The organism is Sulfitobacter indolifex (genome assembly GCF_022788655.1).
Lineage (GTDB): Bacteria > Pseudomonadota > Alphaproteobacteria > Rhodobacterales > Rhodobacteraceae > Sulfitobacter > Sulfitobacter indolifex.
On record NZ_CP084951.1, the window covers coordinates 1,538,153 to 1,553,795 of the forward strand.

Below are 15,643 nucleotides of genomic sequence, written 5' to 3' on the forward strand. Positions count from 1 at the left end.
CGCAGTCGGGGTTGGGCCTTTTGGGGAGAAATCCCAAAACGTCCGCCGGTTGGCAGCATATCGCTGTCATACCCCCGATGAGGCTAAACCGGAAAGGTATAAAGACATGGCTCTTCCTGAGTTCTCCATGCGCCAACTGCTCGAAGCAGGCGTACACTTTGGTCACCAGACACAGCGCTGGAACCCCCGTATGGGCCCGTACATCTACGGTGCACGCAACGGCATCCACATCATGGACCTCACGCAAACCGTCCCTATGCTGGACGATGCGCTGAAAATCATCCGTGACACCGTCGCCAAAGGCGGCAGCGTTCTCTTCGTTGGTACCAAGCGTCAGGCTGCTCAGCCGATCGCCGAAGCCGCAGAGAAATGCGCACAGTATTACATGAACCACCGTTGGCTCGGCGGCACGCTGACCAACTGGCAGACCGTTTCGCAGTCGATCAACCGTCTGAAAAACATCGATGAGCAGTCCGAGCGCGGCTTTGAAGGCCTGACCAAGAAAGAGCGTCTTGGCATGGAGCGCGACCAGTACAAACTGGAAGCATCGCTGGGCGGTATCCGGGAAATGGGCGGTCGTCCTGACCTTCTGTTCGTCATCGACGTGAAAAAAGAAGCACTGGCCATCGCCGAAGCCAACAAACTGGGCATCCCAGTTGTGGCCGTGGTTGACACCAACTGCTCGCCCGATGGCGTCGACTACATCATCCCTGGCAACGACGACGCGGCCCGCGCCATCTCGCTCTACTGCGATCTGGCAGCACGTGCAGCGCTCGACGGCATGTCCGCTCAGCTGGGTGCGGCAGGCGTTGACCTTGGCGCCATGGAAGAAGCTCCGGAAGAAGAAGCCGTGAGCGAAGGCGAAAGCACTGGTGTCGAAATCGGCAATGCGTCCGATGAGACCGTGCACAACGATGCCATGGGCAAAGACGCGCCGCTGGACATCGAATCCAAAAAAGAGACCGTCGCCAAAGCCGAAGGCTAAGCGTCACGGACCTGAAACACGGGGCAGGGTAACCTGCCCCGATTTCCAATATTTGCGGGCCTCGGGCCTGCCCCCTTATTTCCAAAGGAGACCCACGAGATGGCAATCACAGCATCCATGGTCAAGGAACTGCGCGACACCACCGGCGCAGGCATGATGGACGCCAAAAAGGCGCTGACAGAAAGCAATGGCGACATGGAAGCCGCCGTTGACTGGCTGCGCACCAAAGGTCTGGCCAAAGCGGCGAAGAAATCCGGTCGTACAGCAGCCGAAGGCCTCGTTGCCGTTAAGGTTGAAGGCGGTCACGGTGTCGCGGTTGAAGTGAACTCCGAAACCGACTTCGTTGGCAAGAACGCTGAATTCCAGTCAATGGTCAGCAACATTGCCGACGCGGCATTGAAAGCCGATGACGTTGAAGCGCTGAAAGCGGCTGAGATCAACGGCAAATCCGTTGAAACCACGCTGACCGACGCCATCGCCAAAATCGGCGAGAACATGTCGCTGCGCCGCATGGAAAGCATCGACGGCGAGACCGTTGTTTCCTACGTGCACAACGCAGCCGCACCCGGCATGGGCAAAATCGGCGTTCTGGTTGCCATGAACGGTGGCAACGAAGAGTTCGGCAAGCAGGTCGCGATGCACATCGCCGCTGTGAACCCGGCGTCGCTGTCCGAAGCTGATTTGGACGCGGCTGTTGTCGAGAAAGAAAAGCAGGTTCAGATGGACATCGCCCGCGAAAGCGGCAAGCCCGAAGCCGTGATCGAAAAGATGATCGTTGGCCGGATGCAGAAGTACATGTCCGAAGTGACATTGCTGAACCAGTCCTTCGTTGTGAACCCTGACCTGACCGTTGGCAAAGCAGCAGAAGAGATTGGCGCGACCATCACTGGTTTCGTGCGTCTTGAAGTTGGCGAAGGCATCGAAGTCGTCAAAGAAGACTTCGCCGCCGAAGTGGCAAAAGCTGCCAAAGGCTAAGCCTTTCTAGCTTAGTTATAAAAAGGGCGGCGCATGGGAATGCGCCGCCTTTTTTGTGTGCGGCCTCTGAAGCCGGTCGAGCTAAGCGCAGATGCCATATTGCGACATCTTACGAGCAGGTCTTTCTGAAAGGGGGAGGGACCCGGTCAGCCAGGTGAAAAATATACCTGACTGAGACCGGCGGCCCGGAAAGAGCCTTGGTATTACAAGGATATACGGCCCGTCGTACCGCCGATGCGGACACCCGCGATACTAGCGGACCATGGCCATCTACCACTCTAGGTTCCAGTAAGGTATTCCATACCCTAATATATTACGTATCCATCACAAACATCTGGTTCGCAAATGCAGCCTTTAGAACGGCCTGTGCCGTCGTCTCGACCGACAGCGCTTCGCGGGCGAGACGCAAGTGCTTTTCCACGGTGGCTGCAGTCAGACCCATCAAAAGGGCGATGTCCTGCGTGGTCTTCCCATCTCCGACCCATTCAAGGACTTCCAACTGGCGGCGCGTAAGGCTGCGGTTCGGGCTGCTATAGGGCAGGGAGAGAATCTTGAGGTGCGCAATCTCATTCATCAGTTGAATATCGCGCCCATGCTCGGTCCAGATTGCATCAACGTCCGCTTGGCTCATGCCGGGCCTCGCTGTCAGGGCAATCGCACCTTTGGACCGGGCCGAGATCGAACGAAAGCTGATTGTATAGCCAGCCGTAACATCCATAGAGCGGTTGAACTCAATGACACGGCTTTCGGTTTCGGTCAGACCTTCACCGAGCGCGATTTCACGCAAAGCGCCCCAGCTGCAAGCGCCTTCGTTGTTGAGCGCCCAACGCACCATGGGCGCATGGAAATAGAGCCCGCTGTGCAGGTAGCCTTTGAGGTATTCCGAGCTTTGATTGCTCAGAATGACGAAATCTGCCGGATCCCCCAGCGACGTCGGCGTTCGGTAGCGCGTAAAGCCATAAATCAACCGATTGAATCCGTAGTCTGCCATCTGTCGCGTGTGGGCATCCCAGAGTTCTTCGATGGTCGGGCTATGTGCGATCTTGTGTAGATAGTCGCGCAGATTCATCAGCTTACGAGGCGATTCTGAAGGGCCTGAAGGGCCAGAACATAACCATGGGCGCCAAAACCACAAATTTGGCCCAGGGCAACGGGCGCGATATAGGAGGTGTGGCGATAGGTTTCTCGCGCATGAATATTGCTCAAATGCACTTCGACCACAGGCAGCTCAACCGAGGAAATGGCGTCCATCAAGGCAATTGATGTGTGCGTATAGGCGCCGGCATTTAGGACAATGCCATCGTGCTGGCCGCGCGCTTGATGGATCAAATCAATCATCATGCCTTCATGGTTGGACTGTGCAAACTGCATATCCAATCCAAGCCGCGCAGCTTCCGATGCACAGAGGGCTTCGACATCCGCCAACGTCGTCTTGCCATAGACCTCAGGCTGTCGCGTGCCCAATAGGTTCAGGTTCGGGCCGTTTAAAATAAGTACAGAGGCCATAATTACTCGCTTACAATCATCTAGATAGTGTTAACGGAGCAAAACTGGCGCTGTCCAGCATCAGCTGGCATTGAGATGCTACTGTGGCGAGAAAATCGCAACAATGGGTCGTGGAATATAGATTGATACTTATAATTGGTATTATGTAATTAAACGGTGGTGTCCGGTGCGCGAAAGCGCTTATCCCAATGCATATCCCGCGCCACGTACAGTTCTGATCGGATCGCCACCGCCTTCGCGGGTCAACGCTTTGCGCAGCCGTGCGATGTGAACATCTACGGTACGGGTATCGACATAGATATCGCGACCCCAAACATGATCGAGAAGCTGATCTCGGCTGAACACACGGCCGGGCTTTTCCAGCAACGTTGTGAGCAGCCGGTATTCCGTTGGCCCCAGCTTCAACTCGCTACCTGCGCGGCTCACGCGGTGACGCTCTGGATCAAGCTGGATGTCATCAAAGCTCAGCAGCGCGCCCGCGGCTGCGGGTCTTGTGCGACGCAGCTGGGTCCGTACGCGCGCCATGAGTTCGCGTAGATTGTACGGCTTGATCACATAGTCGTCCGCACCGGTTTCAAGGCCGCGCACGGTATCGACTTCCTCAGAGCGTGCAGACAGCATGATGACCGGGATATGCCGCGTGCTCTCGCGCGTCTTAAGCTGGCGGCACACCTCTATGCCGCTCATCAAGGGCATCATCCAATCGAGGATCACCAGATCAGGTGCGGCCTCTGATACCAAGAGCATGGCTTCCTCACCATCCTCAGCGCGGCGCACCTCAAAGCCTTCGGCTTCGAGGTTATAGGCCAGAACTTCACGTTGCGCGGGCTCATCTTCAACCAGCAAAACCTGTGGCCGTGTTACGTCCATCGTCTCAGTCCTTCGTAGTCACTGAGGTGCGATCGGCTTTTGGCCGGTCTTCCTCGGGCGTGACGCCGGTTACGAGATAGACAACCTGTTCCGCAATGGCCGTGACATGGTCGCCCATACGCTCAACGTTCTTGGCAATGAAATGCAGGTGCATGCACGCCGTGATGCTGCGCGGGTCTTCCATCATGAAGGTCAGAAATTCGCGGAACAAAGCGTTGTACATCTGGTCGACATCTTCGTCGCGGGTGATTACATCGCGCGCCAAATCAGCGTCGCGCTGGATATAGGCGTCGAGCGCATCTTTCAGCATCGCCTCAACCGCGCCGGCCATGCGACGGATCGCGCCGGTGCTGTCGCTGACCGGCTCCATCTGGTTGAGCACGCTGGTCCGCTTGGCCATGTTTTTTGCATAGTCGCCAATACGTTCGAGGTTGGCGCTAATCTTGATGACGCTGAGCGTCAGACGCAGGTCAATGGCCGTCGGCGCGCGCAATGCGATGACGCGAGCGGCGCTTTCGTTGATCTGCTCTTCCAGCCCGTCGATGGCTTTGTCCCCTGCCCGCACCTCATTGGCGAGCTCTTCGTCGCGGGTTTCGAGCGATTGTGCGCCGCGACGGATGGCGTCTTCGACCAAGCCGCCCATCTTGAGGATCTGTGCCTGAACGGCTTCCAGATCGCGGTCGAATGCTGATGCAATGTGTTGATCTGACATGATATTATCCAATACGGCCGGTGATGTAGCTTTCGGTGCGCGGGTCTTTGGGGCGCGTGAAGATGTCGTCGGTGTCGCCATATTCCACGAGGTTGCCGAGGTGGAAAAAGGCCGTCTTCTGGCTCACCCGAGCGGCCTGTTGCATCGAGTGTGTGACGATCACGACGGAGTAGTTCTGACGCAATTCGTCAATCAATTCCTCGACTTGCGCGGTGGCAATCGGGTCAAGCGCCGAGCAAGGCTCATCCATCAACAGCACTTCGGGCTCCGTGGCCACGGCGCGGGCAATGCACAGACGTTGCTGCTGACCACCCGATAGGCCGGTGCCCGGTGAATGGAGCCGGTCTTTCACCTCATTCCAAATCGCTCCACGGCGGAGCGCCTGCTCGACAATCTCGTCTAGGTCAGACTTGTTGCGCGCCAGCCCGTGAATGCGCGGGCCATAAGCCACGTTGTCATAAATTGACTTGGGGAACGGGTTCGGCTTTTGAAACACCATGCCCACCTTGGCGCGCAACTGCACCGGATCGACGCGTTTGTCATAGATGTCTTCGCCATCAATACGAATGTCACCGGTGACGCGCGCTGCATCAATTGTGTCGTTCATCCTATTGATACAGCGTAGAAAAGTCGACTTGCCGCAGCCCGAAGGGCCGATGAAGGCAGTCACTGTTTTATCGTTGATATCGATGTCCACGTCACGAATGGCGTGGCTGTCACCGTAGTAGACCTGCACACTGCGGGCCGCGATCTTGACGGGTTGGGTTGTCACGTCACTCTCCGAATATCTGTTGTCTTTCATGGTCCCGTCCCCTGTTTACCAGCGCCGTTCAAAGCGGCGGCGGAGCAGTACGGCGATGGCGTTCATCGAGATCAGGAACACCAGCAAGATGATGATACCGCCCCAAGCACGTTCATAGAAGGCCGGGTCGGCGCGTTTGGCCCATTCGTAGATCTGGGCCGGCATGGCCGAGTTCGGGGACATTAGCCCTTCGGCGATGCTTTCCGGCGGGTTGGAGGCGATGAAGCCGACCATGCCGATCAGCAGCAAAGGGGCCGTTTCGCCAAGCGCTTGCGCCAGCCCGATGATGGTCCCGGTCAGGATGCCGGGCGCGGCCAGTGGCAGCACATGGTGAAACACCGATTGCATCTTCGAGGCCCCTACCCCCAGTGCCGCATCCCGGATCGAGGGCGGCACGGATTTCAACGAGGCGCGGGTCGAGATGATGATCGTCGGCAGGGTCATCAGCGTCAGCACCAGACCCCCGACCAAGGGGGCGGAGTTTGGCAGGTGCATGTAGTTGATAAAGACCGCAAGGCCGAGGATACCAAAGACAATCGACGGCACTGCCGCAAGGTTGCTGATGTTCACCTCAATGATGTCGGTAATCCAGTTTTTTGGCGCAAACTCTTCAAGATAGATCGAGGCCGCGACCCCGATGGGCAGGGCCAGCACCAACACCACCAGCATCATCGCAAAAGAACCGATCATCGCCACGCCCATGCCCGCCGCTTCGGGGCGCGCGTCAGAGGCATCTGCGCCGGTGATGAAGTCGAGGTTAAAGCGCTTCGCTAGGCTGCCATCAGCCACCAGCGCGTCGACCAGATCAAGCTGTTCGGCGCTGATGTTCTTGTCGTTTGCAATGCTCTCACGGGTCACGCGACCTTTGAGGTAGCCATCGACGCGGCTGTTGGTCAGGAATTCGAATTCCACAACGCTACCGATCAACTCGGGGTTCGCAAGCACATGGTCGCGAAGCTGTGCGGCGGCGTCTTTCGACAAGATGTCCGCCATCGCTTTGGACTTCAGTTCAGTCTCGATCCCAGTGTCCTCGACCTTGGTCTCAAAGGCCGCCTTCAACAATGGCGCATAGCCAAAGGTTGAGACCTTCTTGATCTCTTCCAAATCGCGGTTTCCATTCTTGTCGAGCTTGTCTTCCAGAAGAGGAACCGAAAGCGTGACAAAGGTCTGCTGAAATGCGCCTGTGCCGCGCGAGACGATGGTAAAGAGCAGCGTCAGCAGCATCAACAGGCCGATGGTGATGGCTACGATACCATAGAGTTTGAAACGACCCTCGGCGGCATTGCGGCGTTTGGTCCGCCCGTCTTGCACCAGCAAGGATGCGCCGCGCGGGTCTGTGATGGGGGCTGCGGGGTTGGGGATATCGCTCATTCGTACTGCTCCCGATATTTACGCACGATGTAGAGGGCCAGCACGTTCAGGCCCAAGGTCAGGACGAAGAGGGTCAGGCCAAGCGCAAAGGCCACCAGCGTCTCAGGGCTGGCGAAATCGCTGTCCCCGGTCAACTGGCTGACAATGCGGGTGGTGATGGTGGTCATGGCTTCCAACGGATTGCCAGAGATGCGGGCGATGGCCCCTGCCCCCAGTACAACTATCATCGTCTCACCGATGGCGCGGCTGGCAGCAAGCAAAACGGCGCCGACGATGCCGGGTAACGCGGCGGGGATGACCACTTGGCGGATCGTCTCAGAATGGGTGGCGCCCAGGCCGAACGACCCGTCGCGCAGCGACTGGGGCACTGCGTTGATGATGTCATCGGACAGGGACGAGACGAAGGGGATCAGCATGATGCCCATAACCAGCCCGGCGGTCAGGACCGAGGTCGCCCCCGACATCCATTCGACGCCCAAAAGCCCTTCGTCACCACGACCAAACACTTGAACAAGGAACGGGCCCACGGTTAGCAGCGCAAAGAGGCCGTAGACGATTGTGGGAATACCGGCGAGGATCTCCAGAAGCGGTTTAGCTGTCGCACGCACTTTCGGTCCCGCATATTCGCTCAGGTAGATCGCGGCGAAAAGTCCGATGGGCACGGCCACCAGCAGTGCAATAAACGAAATATAGAGCGTCCCCCACAGCAGCGGCAGGATCGATAGGTCACTGTCACCGCGGAAGTTCGGCGCCCAGGAAGAGCCGAAGAAAAAGTCGGTCCAAGGATGCAGGTTAAAGAAGTTAATCGTCTCAAACAGCATCGACAGCACGATGCCCACGGTGGTGAGGATCGCCAACGATGCGGCGAGGATCAGCAGTGCCTTGATGCCACTCTCAACCCGGTTGCGGGCGCGAAACTCTGCGTTGGTTTCGCGCAGGACGATGAGCAGTCCGGCCAAAGCGATCAGGTCGACGATGATGTTGCGCCAGAAATTGCCCCTGGCCGTCATATCGCGGAAGGCCTGAGCGGCGCCAAGCACCTCGGGGCTGATATCGCCGCCAATCGCCACACCCTGCTCGGCCAGCCAAGCGCGCAGATCGTCTGCGGCAGACAAATCTGCTGCATCCTCCGCGCTGATCACCCCAGCAGAAACCGCAGCATCAAGCCCATCTGCCAGACGGCGCACATCGCTCATCAGCAGGTTAACGGACGACCCTTCGGGCACCGCTCCGGCAGGGATCATTTCCACCACCGAAGATTGCACCAGCATCGGCTGGACCAGCAGCCAAATACTCAACACCAAAAGTGCGGGCACGGCCACGCTCATCACTGCGTTATAGCCATAATAGCTAGGCAGCGAATGCAGGTTGCGGCTGTCGCCTTGGGCCGAAGCCAAAGCCCGACCCCGCGCAAGGAAGTACCCGCCCAGTGCCAAAGCTGCGATCAGGATGACCAGCGGCAGCACCGCGCCTGTTGTCAGTATTTGTCCCACATGTCCCCCGGTGGATCAAAAAGCGAAAAACCGGAGGCAGTCACCCGCCCCCGGTGTCGTGTCAGTGAGGTTTAGGAACCGTTGCCCAGCACGGTCTCATCTGCAACCACGGACTGGGTCTCGGCCAGCTCGGGGTCGGATACCAAACCGTATTCGGCCAGCGGGCCGTCGGGGCCAGCGACTTCGTCAGCGACGAAGAATTCGGCGTATTCTTTGAGGCCCGGGATCACACCGATGTGGGCTTTCTTGACGTAGAAGAACAGCGGACGCGACACAGGGTAATCACCCGAGGCGATGCTCTCTGTGGTCGGCTCGACGCCGCCCATGGTAGCAACCTGAAGCTTGTCGGTGTTGTTCTCATAGAAGGCCAGACCGAAGACGCCGATGCCGTCTTGGTTGCTTTCAATGCGCGCCAGTGTCTCTGTGTAGTCGCCGTCGATGTCCACGGATTTACCGTCGGTCCGCAGGCTGATGCACTCTTTCTCGGCCGCTTTTTCGTCGCCGCCCGCCGCTTCGGCAAAGGCTTCCAGATCGCCCGTTTCTTCGCAGCCTGCGAGGATCACTTTTTCCTCAAAGACTTCGCGCGTGCCGTGTTTGGTGCCGGGAATGAAGGCTTGGATCGGCTGGGCGGGGAATGCGGGGTTAACCTGATCCCAAGTTGTATAGGGGTTTGTGGTCACTTCGCCGTCGACGACGACCTTGGCGCTCAGGGCTTTGTACCAATCGGTCGGGGTGAATTCGAATGTGTTGCCATCGATGTCGGACGCGAAGACGATGCCGTCATAGCCGACGCGAACTTCGATGATATCGGTCACGCCGTTTTCTGCACAGACCGCCACTTCGGCGTCTTTGATCTGGCGCGAGGCGTTTGCAATGTCGATTGTGTTCTCGCCCACGCCTTCGCAGAAGCGCTTGAGACCTGCCGAGGAGCCGCCCGATTCCACGACCGGTGTCGGGAAGTCAAAGTTTTCGCCAAAGGCTTCGGCGACGATGGAGGCATAGGGCAGCACGGTCGAAGAACCGGCAACTTGCACCTGGTCACGCGCGGCAGCAGCAGTTGCGGATACGGCAGCAATGGCCAGGGCGGAAGTGGTGAGTTTTGCGAGTGACATGATATCTCCTGTCAGATGCGAATTGGTGACCACCCCATGGTGATCTGCGCCCCGTTTATGAAAGCGGTGCTGTGCTTTTGTGACAGCAACGTTACAGTTTCATGACAGTCGACGTGAATCACCAAATTTCTGCAAAATTCAGTCAGATTCCGTTTTCATCGGCAAAATCACGCGGAATTCAGCGCCTTGTCCGGAGGTACTAGTGATCTTGAGCCGCCCACGGTGGCGATTCATGATGTGTTTGACGATGGCCAACCCCAGCCCTGTCCCCCCAAGCGCACGGCTGCGGTGACTGTCGACTCGGTAGAACCGCTCGGTCAGACGTGGCAGGTGAATGGCATCAATTCCGGGGCCGTGATCCCGGACGCTGACATGCACCGCCGGGCCGCGCATGGCGGGGTCGTAGGAGGCAATCTCAGTCGAGATTTCGACCGAACTGTCACGCCCCCCGTATTTAATCGCGTTTTCGATCAGGTTGGTGAAGACCTGCATCAACTGGTCCGCATCCCCCAAGACATGCGCAGGCTCTTCTCCCAACTGAGGGACCAGCGTCACATTACTATCCGCCGCCAAGGGCCCAAGGTTGCGCAGCGTGCCGCCCAAGACATCGCGCACATCAAGCGGGGCTTCGGGGCGCACGCGCTCTTCGGCCTCCACCCGGCTGAGGGACAGCAGCTCTCCCACCAGTCGGTTCATGCGCTCGGCCTCTTGCGCCATGATGCCCAGAAACCGCTCTCGCGCGGCGGTATCATCGCGCGCCGGGCCTTGCAGTGTTTCGATAAACCCGATGAGCGCGGTCAGCGGGGTGCGCAACTCATGGCTGACATTGGCCACAAAATCGCGGCGCATCTGTCCCGCCTGCGCCATCTCTGTCACATCGTTGAAACTGAGCAGGACGATCCCGTGGTCGCCCAAGGGGCGCAGGCTCACGTCATAGGTGGTGCCATGCTCTCCGCCGATGCTGTTGAACCGAGCCTGGCACGGCCCTTCGCCGGACAAGCAGCGTTCAACCGCATTGACCAGCGCCGGCTGGCGCAAAGCTGTGACGAAATGGCGGCCGATCAGCCCCTTGCCCAGCAAATCTTCGGCAGGCGTGTTCAGAACCGTGATCCGCTCTTCGGCGTTGATCGCCACACTGGGCAGCGGCAGCGCTGCGACGACATCGGCCAAGGTAACGGCGGTGGTCGCCATGTCAGAGCGGTTTAAGATCGCGGCGGAAACGCGCGGCGTTTTCAGCGTAGTGTTTGGCGGAGGCGGTTAGCTTTTGGATCGCTTCGGCATCCAGCTCACGCACGACTTTGCCCGGTACGCCCATCACAAGGGAGCCGTCGGGTATCACCTTGTTCTCAGTAATCAACGCCCCTGCCCCGATCAGGCAGTTTTTGCCGATCTTGGCGCCGTTCAGGACCGTGGCCCCCATGCCGATCAAGCTGTTGTCGCCGATGGTGCAGCCATGCAGCATGACCTTATGACCAATGGTGCAATCTTCGCCCACGGTGAGCGGATAGCCCATATCAGTATGGAATACACAGTTCTCTTGCACATTGCTGCCGCGCCCCACGGTGATCATCTCATTGTCGCCGCGCAGGGTGCTGCCGAACCAGACTGAGGCATCGGGCCCAAGCGTCACCTTGCCGATGACGTTTGCATCTGGGGCGACCCATGCCTCGGGGGCGACTTCGGGGCTGGCGTCGGCGAGGGCGTAAAGGGTCATTTCAATTCCTCAAATTCAGATTGCAGAAGACGGACATGGTCCTTGATCGCGGGTTGCTGGCTTAGCCTCAGACGCGCGGCGGTGATGATGGACTTCAGCCGCGCTTCGGTCTGGTCGAGGTCATCATTCACCAGCACAAAGTCATAGCCATCCCAGTGGCTGATCTCATCCCAGCTTTTGCCCATGCGCTTGGCAATCGTCTCAGCATCGTCCTGCCCGCGGCTCTCCAAACGGCGTTTCAGCTCTGTGATGGAAGGCGGCAGCAGGAAGATCGACAGCGTGTGTGTGTTCAGGTCCGAGTTGCGGATCTGCTGTGCGCCCTGCCAATCGATATCAAAGAGAATATCTTGCCCCTGATCAATGGCCGCCTGCACCGGCGCTTTGGGTGAGCCGTAGAAGTTGCCAAAGACATGGGCGTGTTCCAGCATCTCGCCTTCGGCCACGGCCTGACGGAAATTCTCTTCGCCGACGAAGCGGTAATCCTTGCCGTCTTCCTCGCCCGGACGGGGCGCGCGGGTGGTGGCGGAGACGGAGAAATTTATCGTCGGATCCCATGCGCGCAGGGCGCGGGCCATGGTCGATTTGCCCGCCCCGGAGGGGGAACTGAGGATGATCAGAAGGCCGCGTCGGCTTGGCTTAGTCACGTCTTACTCCACATTCTGTACTTGTTCGCGCATCTGGTCGATCACCGCCTTCAAGGCCAGACCGACCGTCATTAATTCCGTGCTCTGCGCCTTGGAGCAGAGCGTGTTGGCTTCGCGGTTGAACTCCTGCATCAGGAAATCCAGTTTGCGCCCCACCGGGCCGCCCTGCCCGATCAGCGCGCGTGCCGCGGCGACATGGGCAGCAAGGCGGTCGATCTCTTCGGTGACATCGGCCTTCACGGCAATCAGCGCCAGTTCCTGCGCCACCCGGTCGGCATCCGCGCCCTCGCTGTTGTCCAGTACCCGAGCAAGATTGCGGCGCAGGTTGGCGGCGGTGTCTTCTTTGCGGTCGTTGGCAAGCCTTGCTGCCTGAGCGGCGAGGCTTTCAATTTCCCCAAGCTGGTTTTGCATTACATCGGCCAATATCGCCCCTTCTTGACGGCGCATGGCGTTAAAATCGCTTAACACGGCAGGGAATTCGGACAGCAATGCTTCACGCAACCCGGCAATGTCTTGAACCTGATCGGTCTGCTCCAACACACCGCGCATGGTCAGAATATCGCTCGCCCGCGAAGGTGCCAGCGACACACCGGCGTCCATGGCGCGGGTCTCAATCTCGTGCAATGCATCGAGAAGCGCGTCGACGTGGGCCGTGTTGACCTGCTGCGTGCTCGCAGTTTCGGTGGAAGATATGCGCAGGTTGCAGGTGACGTTTCCGCGTGCCACATCTGCTGTCATTTGCTTGCGCAAAGCGACCTCTAGTCCTTCGATCCAATCGGGCACGCGCAGGCGCAGGTCCAGTCCCTTACCGTTGACCGCACGCAATTCCCAAGACCAACTCCAGCTGTCCTGCGTGCCGGAGGCAGAGGCGAAACCTGTCATGGACCTGATCATTGGCGCGTTCCTTGCTAGGGCGGTCATGCATTGCCTTACGGCGAAACCCCCGCAAGGGGCAAGCCCCCGACCTTCCGCGACCGCCTGGCATCTGACGATGACCCGTTAACCACTTAGTTGAAGGAGAGGCGAAAGTGGTCTTAAACGTGGCTATTAATAGTTTGGTAATGTTTAGGGCCTTTCACTGTCGCTGTCGTCCCGCAGACGGCAGCTGTATTGGCCAAGTCCTTAAGGGTAAGTTTGATGGACAATGCAGGCCAAACCGCGCAGAATGTTGTCGCCATGTCAGATCATCGGATGCATGTTGGCTATGGCCCGCTGGCGCAGGTCGAAGCCTATTGGGAAGCATTGCGCGGCAACAGATTGATGCCGCGACGGTCTGATATTGACCCACGCGGGATCGAATCCGCGCTGGAGTTTGCCTTTATTCTTGAACGTGTCGCGGTTGGCGTCGGTCGGTTGCGCATCGCAGGCGGGCATCTGCGCGATCTGATGGGGATGGAGGTCCGCGGCATGCCGATTACCGCTTTTTTCGGCACGCAGTCGCGCCCCCGCGTGGCTGAAGCGCTTGAAGAAGTCTTTCAGATGCCCGGCCAGACCACGCTGCACCTTAGCGCGCCCGCCACCTATGGTCGCCCCGCTTTGACGGGCCAGATGCTGCTGTTGCCGCTTAAAAGTGATCTTGGCGATGTGAGCCGTGTGCTGGGCTGTTTGGTCGTGCAGGGCGAGATTGGCCAAACCCCGCGCCGCTTTGATCTGGCGCAGGAAACACGGCACAACGTGTTGGGAAGCGCGACCAAGGCGTTAACCTATGCCAGTCATCGCCCCGAACAAAGCTTGCCAGAGGAATTTGCCTTTGCCGAGGATAAAGGCCGCTTCACCCGCTCTGAGCGGGCGCAGCTGCCGCCCTATCTGCGCGTGGTGAAGTCGGAAGAGGAATAACCCTCGCTCCGACGCCTTGATAAAATTGAAAAGCCTTGATGAAATGAAAACGCCGCCCTGCAAACTGTGGGCGGCGTTAATCTTAATCGTTCTCAGCCCGAGGCTGCTGTTACCCGGCCGCTCGTGTCGCCTGCGTCGCGCGCCGGTTTGACAGTTCCTCAGCCACCAAGAACGCCAGTTCCAACGATTGGCTGGCGTTAAGACGCGGATCGCAGGCGGTATGGTAGCGGTCCGACAGGTCTTCGTCGCTGACGGCCCGCACGCCACCGGTGCATTCGGTCACGTCTTGGCCGGTCATCTCGAAATGCACACCACCGGGGACAGAACCTTCGGCGTTATGCACGGCGAAGAATTCATGCACTTCGCGCAGCACAGAATCGAATGGCCGGGTTTTGTAGCCGGTCGAGGATTTGATCGTGTTGCCGTGCATCGCGTCGCAGGTCCAAACGACATTCGCGCCTTCTTCCTGCACCGCTTTGACCAGACGCGGCAGGTGATCGCCCACCTGCCCCGCACCGAAACGCGAGATCAGTGTCAAACGGCCTTCTTCGTTCTCGGGGTTCAGCTTGGCCATCAGTTTCTTGAGGTCATCGCTGGTCATCGAGGGGCCGCACTTTAACCCAATCGGGTTCTGCACACCGCTGGCGAATTCCACATGCGCGCCGTCTGGCTGCCGCGTGCGATCACCGATCCAGATCATATGACCCGAGCCTGCCAACCATTTACCGGTCTGGCTGTCACGGCGGCAAAGCGCCTCTTCATACTCCAACAGCAGCGCTTCGTGGCTGGTGTAGAATTCCACCGATTGCAGCGTATGCGCGGTCTCGGCGGTCACGCCAGCGGCGGCCATGAAATCCAGCGTGTCAGAGATGCGGTTGGCGATCTCACGGTATTTCTCGGCTTTTTCGTCGTCGGTAAAGCCTAGCGTCCAGCCGTGGACTTGATGCACGTCGGCATAGCCCCCGGTGGAGAAAGCGCGCAAAAGGTTCAGCGTGGCGGCGGCCTGCGTGTAGGCGCGCAGCATCTTTTGCGGGTCGGGGATGCGCGACTCGGCTGTAAAGGCCAAATCGTTGATGATGTCGCCGCGGTAGCTGGGCAGTTCCACGCCATCAACCGTCTCGGTCGGGGCCGAACGCGGCTTGGCGAATTGACCGGCCATACGGCCAAGCTTGATCACCGGCACCTTGGCCCCGTGGGTTAGCACGATGGCCATCTGCAACATCACTTTAAACGTGTCGCGAATGGCGTCTGAGCTGAACTGCTCAAAGCTCTCGGCGCAATCGCCGCCCTGCAAAAGGAAGGCTTCGCCACGGCCAGCGGCTGCCAGGTGCTTCTTCAGTCGGCGCGCTTCGCCTGCAAAAACGAGGACCGGATAGCGTGCCAACTGCGCCTCAACCGCTTGCAATGCGGCTTGGTCAGGGTAATCGGGCATCTGGACGCGCGGTTTGCTGCGCCAGCTCGAGGTGCTCCAGTCTGTCATCTTTCTACTCCGCTCCACAGCGCCGAGTGTCGGCGCTTTGTGGTCTTTGTCTATACAAAGGCCTAAGGAAAGTGACCAGAACCGAAATGCGGCCTATTGACGTGGCGAGAGGCCCGTGGGCAATGTTTGGGCAAGTTCTGGCG

16 protein-coding genes are annotated in these 15,643 nt (G+C 58.8%); 3 read left to right on the top strand and 13 right to left on the bottom strand.

All coding sequences use genetic code 11. The features are described 5' to 3' along the window. Positions 1-106: 106 nt before the first annotated feature. Both rpsB and tsf read left to right on the top strand, forming a co-directional pair. Positions 107-985: a 30S ribosomal protein S2 gene (gene rpsB, locus DSM14862_RS07480; protein ID WP_007119642.1), complete on the top strand. Its 879-nt coding sequence runs from the start codon at positions 107-109 to the stop codon at positions 983-985. Between the two features lie 99 nt (positions 986-1,084). Then, positions 1,085-1,960 (top strand): translation elongation factor Ts, encoded by an 876-nt coding sequence (gene tsf, locus DSM14862_RS07485; protein ID WP_007119643.1) that lies wholly within the window; start codon positions 1,085-1,087, stop codon positions 1,958-1,960. Between the two features lie 313 nt (positions 1,961-2,273). On the opposite strand, the gene DSM14862_RS07490 is transcribed toward tsf, so the two are convergent. From DSM14862_RS07490 to DSM14862_RS07545, 12 genes are all read right to left on the bottom strand, one after another. Further along, positions 2,274-3,029 carry a LuxR family transcriptional regulator gene (locus tag DSM14862_RS07490; protein WP_007119644.1) on the bottom strand — a complete coding sequence of 252 codons (756 nt, stop codon included), beginning with the start codon at positions 3,027-3,029 and terminating at the stop codon, positions 2,274-2,276. Then, positions 3,029-3,466, bottom strand: a complete 438-nt coding sequence (aroQ, locus tag DSM14862_RS07495) for a type II 3-dehydroquinate dehydratase (RefSeq protein WP_007119645.1) — start codon at positions 3,464-3,466, stop codon at positions 3,029-3,031. Before aroQ ends, DSM14862_RS07490 begins: the two co-directional genes overlap by 1 nt. Before the next feature lie 180 nt (positions 3,467-3,646). Then, positions 3,647-4,336 (bottom strand): phosphate regulon transcriptional regulator PhoB, encoded by a 690-nt coding sequence (phoB, locus tag DSM14862_RS07500; RefSeq protein WP_007119646.1) that lies wholly within the window; start codon positions 4,334-4,336, stop codon positions 3,647-3,649. Between the two features lie 4 nt (positions 4,337-4,340). Then, positions 4,341-5,048: a phosphate signaling complex protein PhoU gene (phoU, locus tag DSM14862_RS07505; RefSeq protein ID WP_007119647.1), complete on the bottom strand. Its 708-nt coding sequence runs from the start codon at positions 5,046-5,048 to the stop codon at positions 4,341-4,343. A gap of 4 nt (positions 5,049-5,052) precedes the next feature. Next, positions 5,053-5,850: a phosphate ABC transporter ATP-binding protein PstB gene (gene pstB, locus DSM14862_RS07510; protein ID WP_007119648.1), complete on the bottom strand. Its 798-nt coding sequence runs from the start codon at positions 5,848-5,850 to the stop codon at positions 5,053-5,055. Positions 5,851-5,865: 15 nt separating this feature from the next. Beyond that, a complete protein-coding gene (gene pstA / locus DSM14862_RS07515; RefSeq protein WP_007119649.1) occupies positions 5,866-7,221 on the bottom strand; it encodes a phosphate ABC transporter permease PstA in 1,356 nt (451 codons plus the stop codon). Next, a complete protein-coding gene (gene pstC / locus DSM14862_RS07520) occupies positions 7,218-8,687 on the bottom strand; it encodes a phosphate ABC transporter permease subunit PstC (RefSeq protein ID WP_007119650.1) in 1,470 nt (489 codons plus the stop codon). The genes pstA and pstC overlap by 4 nt, the downstream gene beginning before the upstream one ends. A gap of 98 nt (positions 8,688-8,785) precedes the next feature. Next, entirely contained in the window at positions 8,786-9,826 is a 1,041-nt protein-coding gene (locus DSM14862_RS07525; protein WP_007119651.1) for a substrate-binding domain-containing protein, read from the bottom strand. A 138-nt stretch (positions 9,827-9,964) separates the two neighbouring features. After that, positions 9,965-11,017 (bottom strand): sensor histidine kinase, encoded by a 1,053-nt coding sequence (locus tag DSM14862_RS07530; RefSeq protein WP_007119652.1) that lies wholly within the window; start codon positions 11,015-11,017, stop codon positions 9,965-9,967. 1 nt (position 11,018) lies between these two features. Then, positions 11,019-11,540: a gamma carbonic anhydrase family protein gene (locus DSM14862_RS07535; protein ID WP_007119653.1), complete on the bottom strand. Its 522-nt coding sequence runs from the start codon at positions 11,538-11,540 to the stop codon at positions 11,019-11,021. After that, positions 11,537-12,115, bottom strand: a complete 579-nt coding sequence (gene gmk / locus DSM14862_RS07540) for a guanylate kinase (protein ID WP_007119654.1) — start codon at positions 12,113-12,115, stop codon at positions 11,537-11,539. The genes DSM14862_RS07535 and gmk overlap by 4 nt, the downstream gene beginning before the upstream one ends. Before the next feature lie 72 nt (positions 12,116-12,187). After that, on the bottom strand, positions 12,188-13,078 hold the full coding sequence (locus DSM14862_RS07545) for a YicC/YloC family endoribonuclease (protein ID WP_007119655.1): 891 nt from the start codon (positions 13,076-13,078) through the stop codon (positions 12,188-12,190). 243 nt (positions 13,079-13,321) lie between these two features. Here DSM14862_RS07545 and DSM14862_RS07550 point away from each other — a divergent pair, with 243 nt between their 5' ends. Beyond that, on the top strand, positions 13,322-14,020 hold the full coding sequence (locus DSM14862_RS07550) for a PAS domain-containing protein (RefSeq protein WP_007119656.1): 699 nt from the start codon (positions 13,322-13,324) through the stop codon (positions 14,018-14,020). 109 nt (positions 14,021-14,129) lie between these two features. Here DSM14862_RS07550 and DSM14862_RS07555 read toward each other — a convergent pair whose 3' ends face one another. After that, a complete protein-coding gene (locus DSM14862_RS07555; RefSeq protein WP_007119657.1) occupies positions 14,130-15,500 on the bottom strand; it encodes a class II 3-deoxy-7-phosphoheptulonate synthase in 1,371 nt (456 codons plus the stop codon). Positions 15,501-15,643 lie beyond the last annotated feature (143 nt).

Excerpts from the sequence above, each read along its gene's own strand:
- rpsB (WP_007119642.1), top strand. The coding sequence starts at position 107 with ATGGCTCTTCCTGAGTTCTCCATGCGCCAACTGCTCGAAGCAGGCGTA.
- tsf (WP_007119643.1), top strand. The coding sequence starts at position 1,085 with ATGGCAATCACAGCATCCATGGTCAAGGAACTGCGCGACACCACCGGC.
- DSM14862_RS07490 (WP_007119644.1), bottom strand. The coding sequence starts at position 3,029 with ATGAATCTGCGCGACTATCTACACAAGATCGCACATAGCCCGACCATC.
- aroQ (WP_007119645.1), bottom strand. The coding sequence starts at position 3,466 with ATGGCCTCTGTACTTATTTTAAACGGCCCGAACCTGAACCTATTGGGC.
- phoB (WP_007119646.1), bottom strand. The coding sequence starts at position 4,336 with ATGGACGTAACACGGCCACAGGTTTTGCTGGTTGAAGATGAGCCCGCG.
- phoU (WP_007119647.1), bottom strand. The coding sequence starts at position 5,048 with ATGTCAGATCAACACATTGCATCAGCATTCGACCGCGATCTGGAAGCC.
- pstB (WP_007119648.1), bottom strand. The coding sequence starts at position 5,850 with ATGAAAGACAACAGATATTCGGAGAGTGACGTGACAACCCAACCCGTC.
- pstA (WP_007119649.1), bottom strand. The coding sequence starts at position 7,221 with ATGAGCGATATCCCCAACCCCGCAGCCCCCATCACAGACCCGCGCGGC.
- DSM14862_RS07525 (WP_007119651.1), bottom strand. The coding sequence starts at position 9,826 with ATGTCACTCGCAAAACTCACCACTTCCGCCCTGGCCATTGCTGCCGTA.
- DSM14862_RS07530 (WP_007119652.1), bottom strand. The coding sequence starts at position 11,017 with ATGGCGACCACCGCCGTTACCTTGGCCGATGTCGTCGCAGCGCTGCCG.
- DSM14862_RS07535 (WP_007119653.1), bottom strand. The coding sequence starts at position 11,540 with ATGACCCTTTACGCCCTCGCCGACGCCAGCCCCGAAGTCGCCCCCGAG.
- gmk (WP_007119654.1), bottom strand. The coding sequence starts at position 12,115 with ATGGCCCGCGCCCTGCGCGCATGGGATCCGACGATAAATTTCTCCGTC.
- DSM14862_RS07545 (WP_007119655.1), bottom strand. The coding sequence starts at position 13,078 with ATGATCAGGTCCATGACAGGTTTCGCCTCTGCCTCCGGCACGCAGGAC.
- DSM14862_RS07550 (WP_007119656.1), top strand. The coding sequence starts at position 13,322 with ATGGACAATGCAGGCCAAACCGCGCAGAATGTTGTCGCCATGTCAGAT.
- DSM14862_RS07555 (WP_007119657.1), bottom strand. The coding sequence starts at position 15,500 with ATGACAGACTGGAGCACCTCGAGCTGGCGCAGCAAACCGCGCGTCCAG.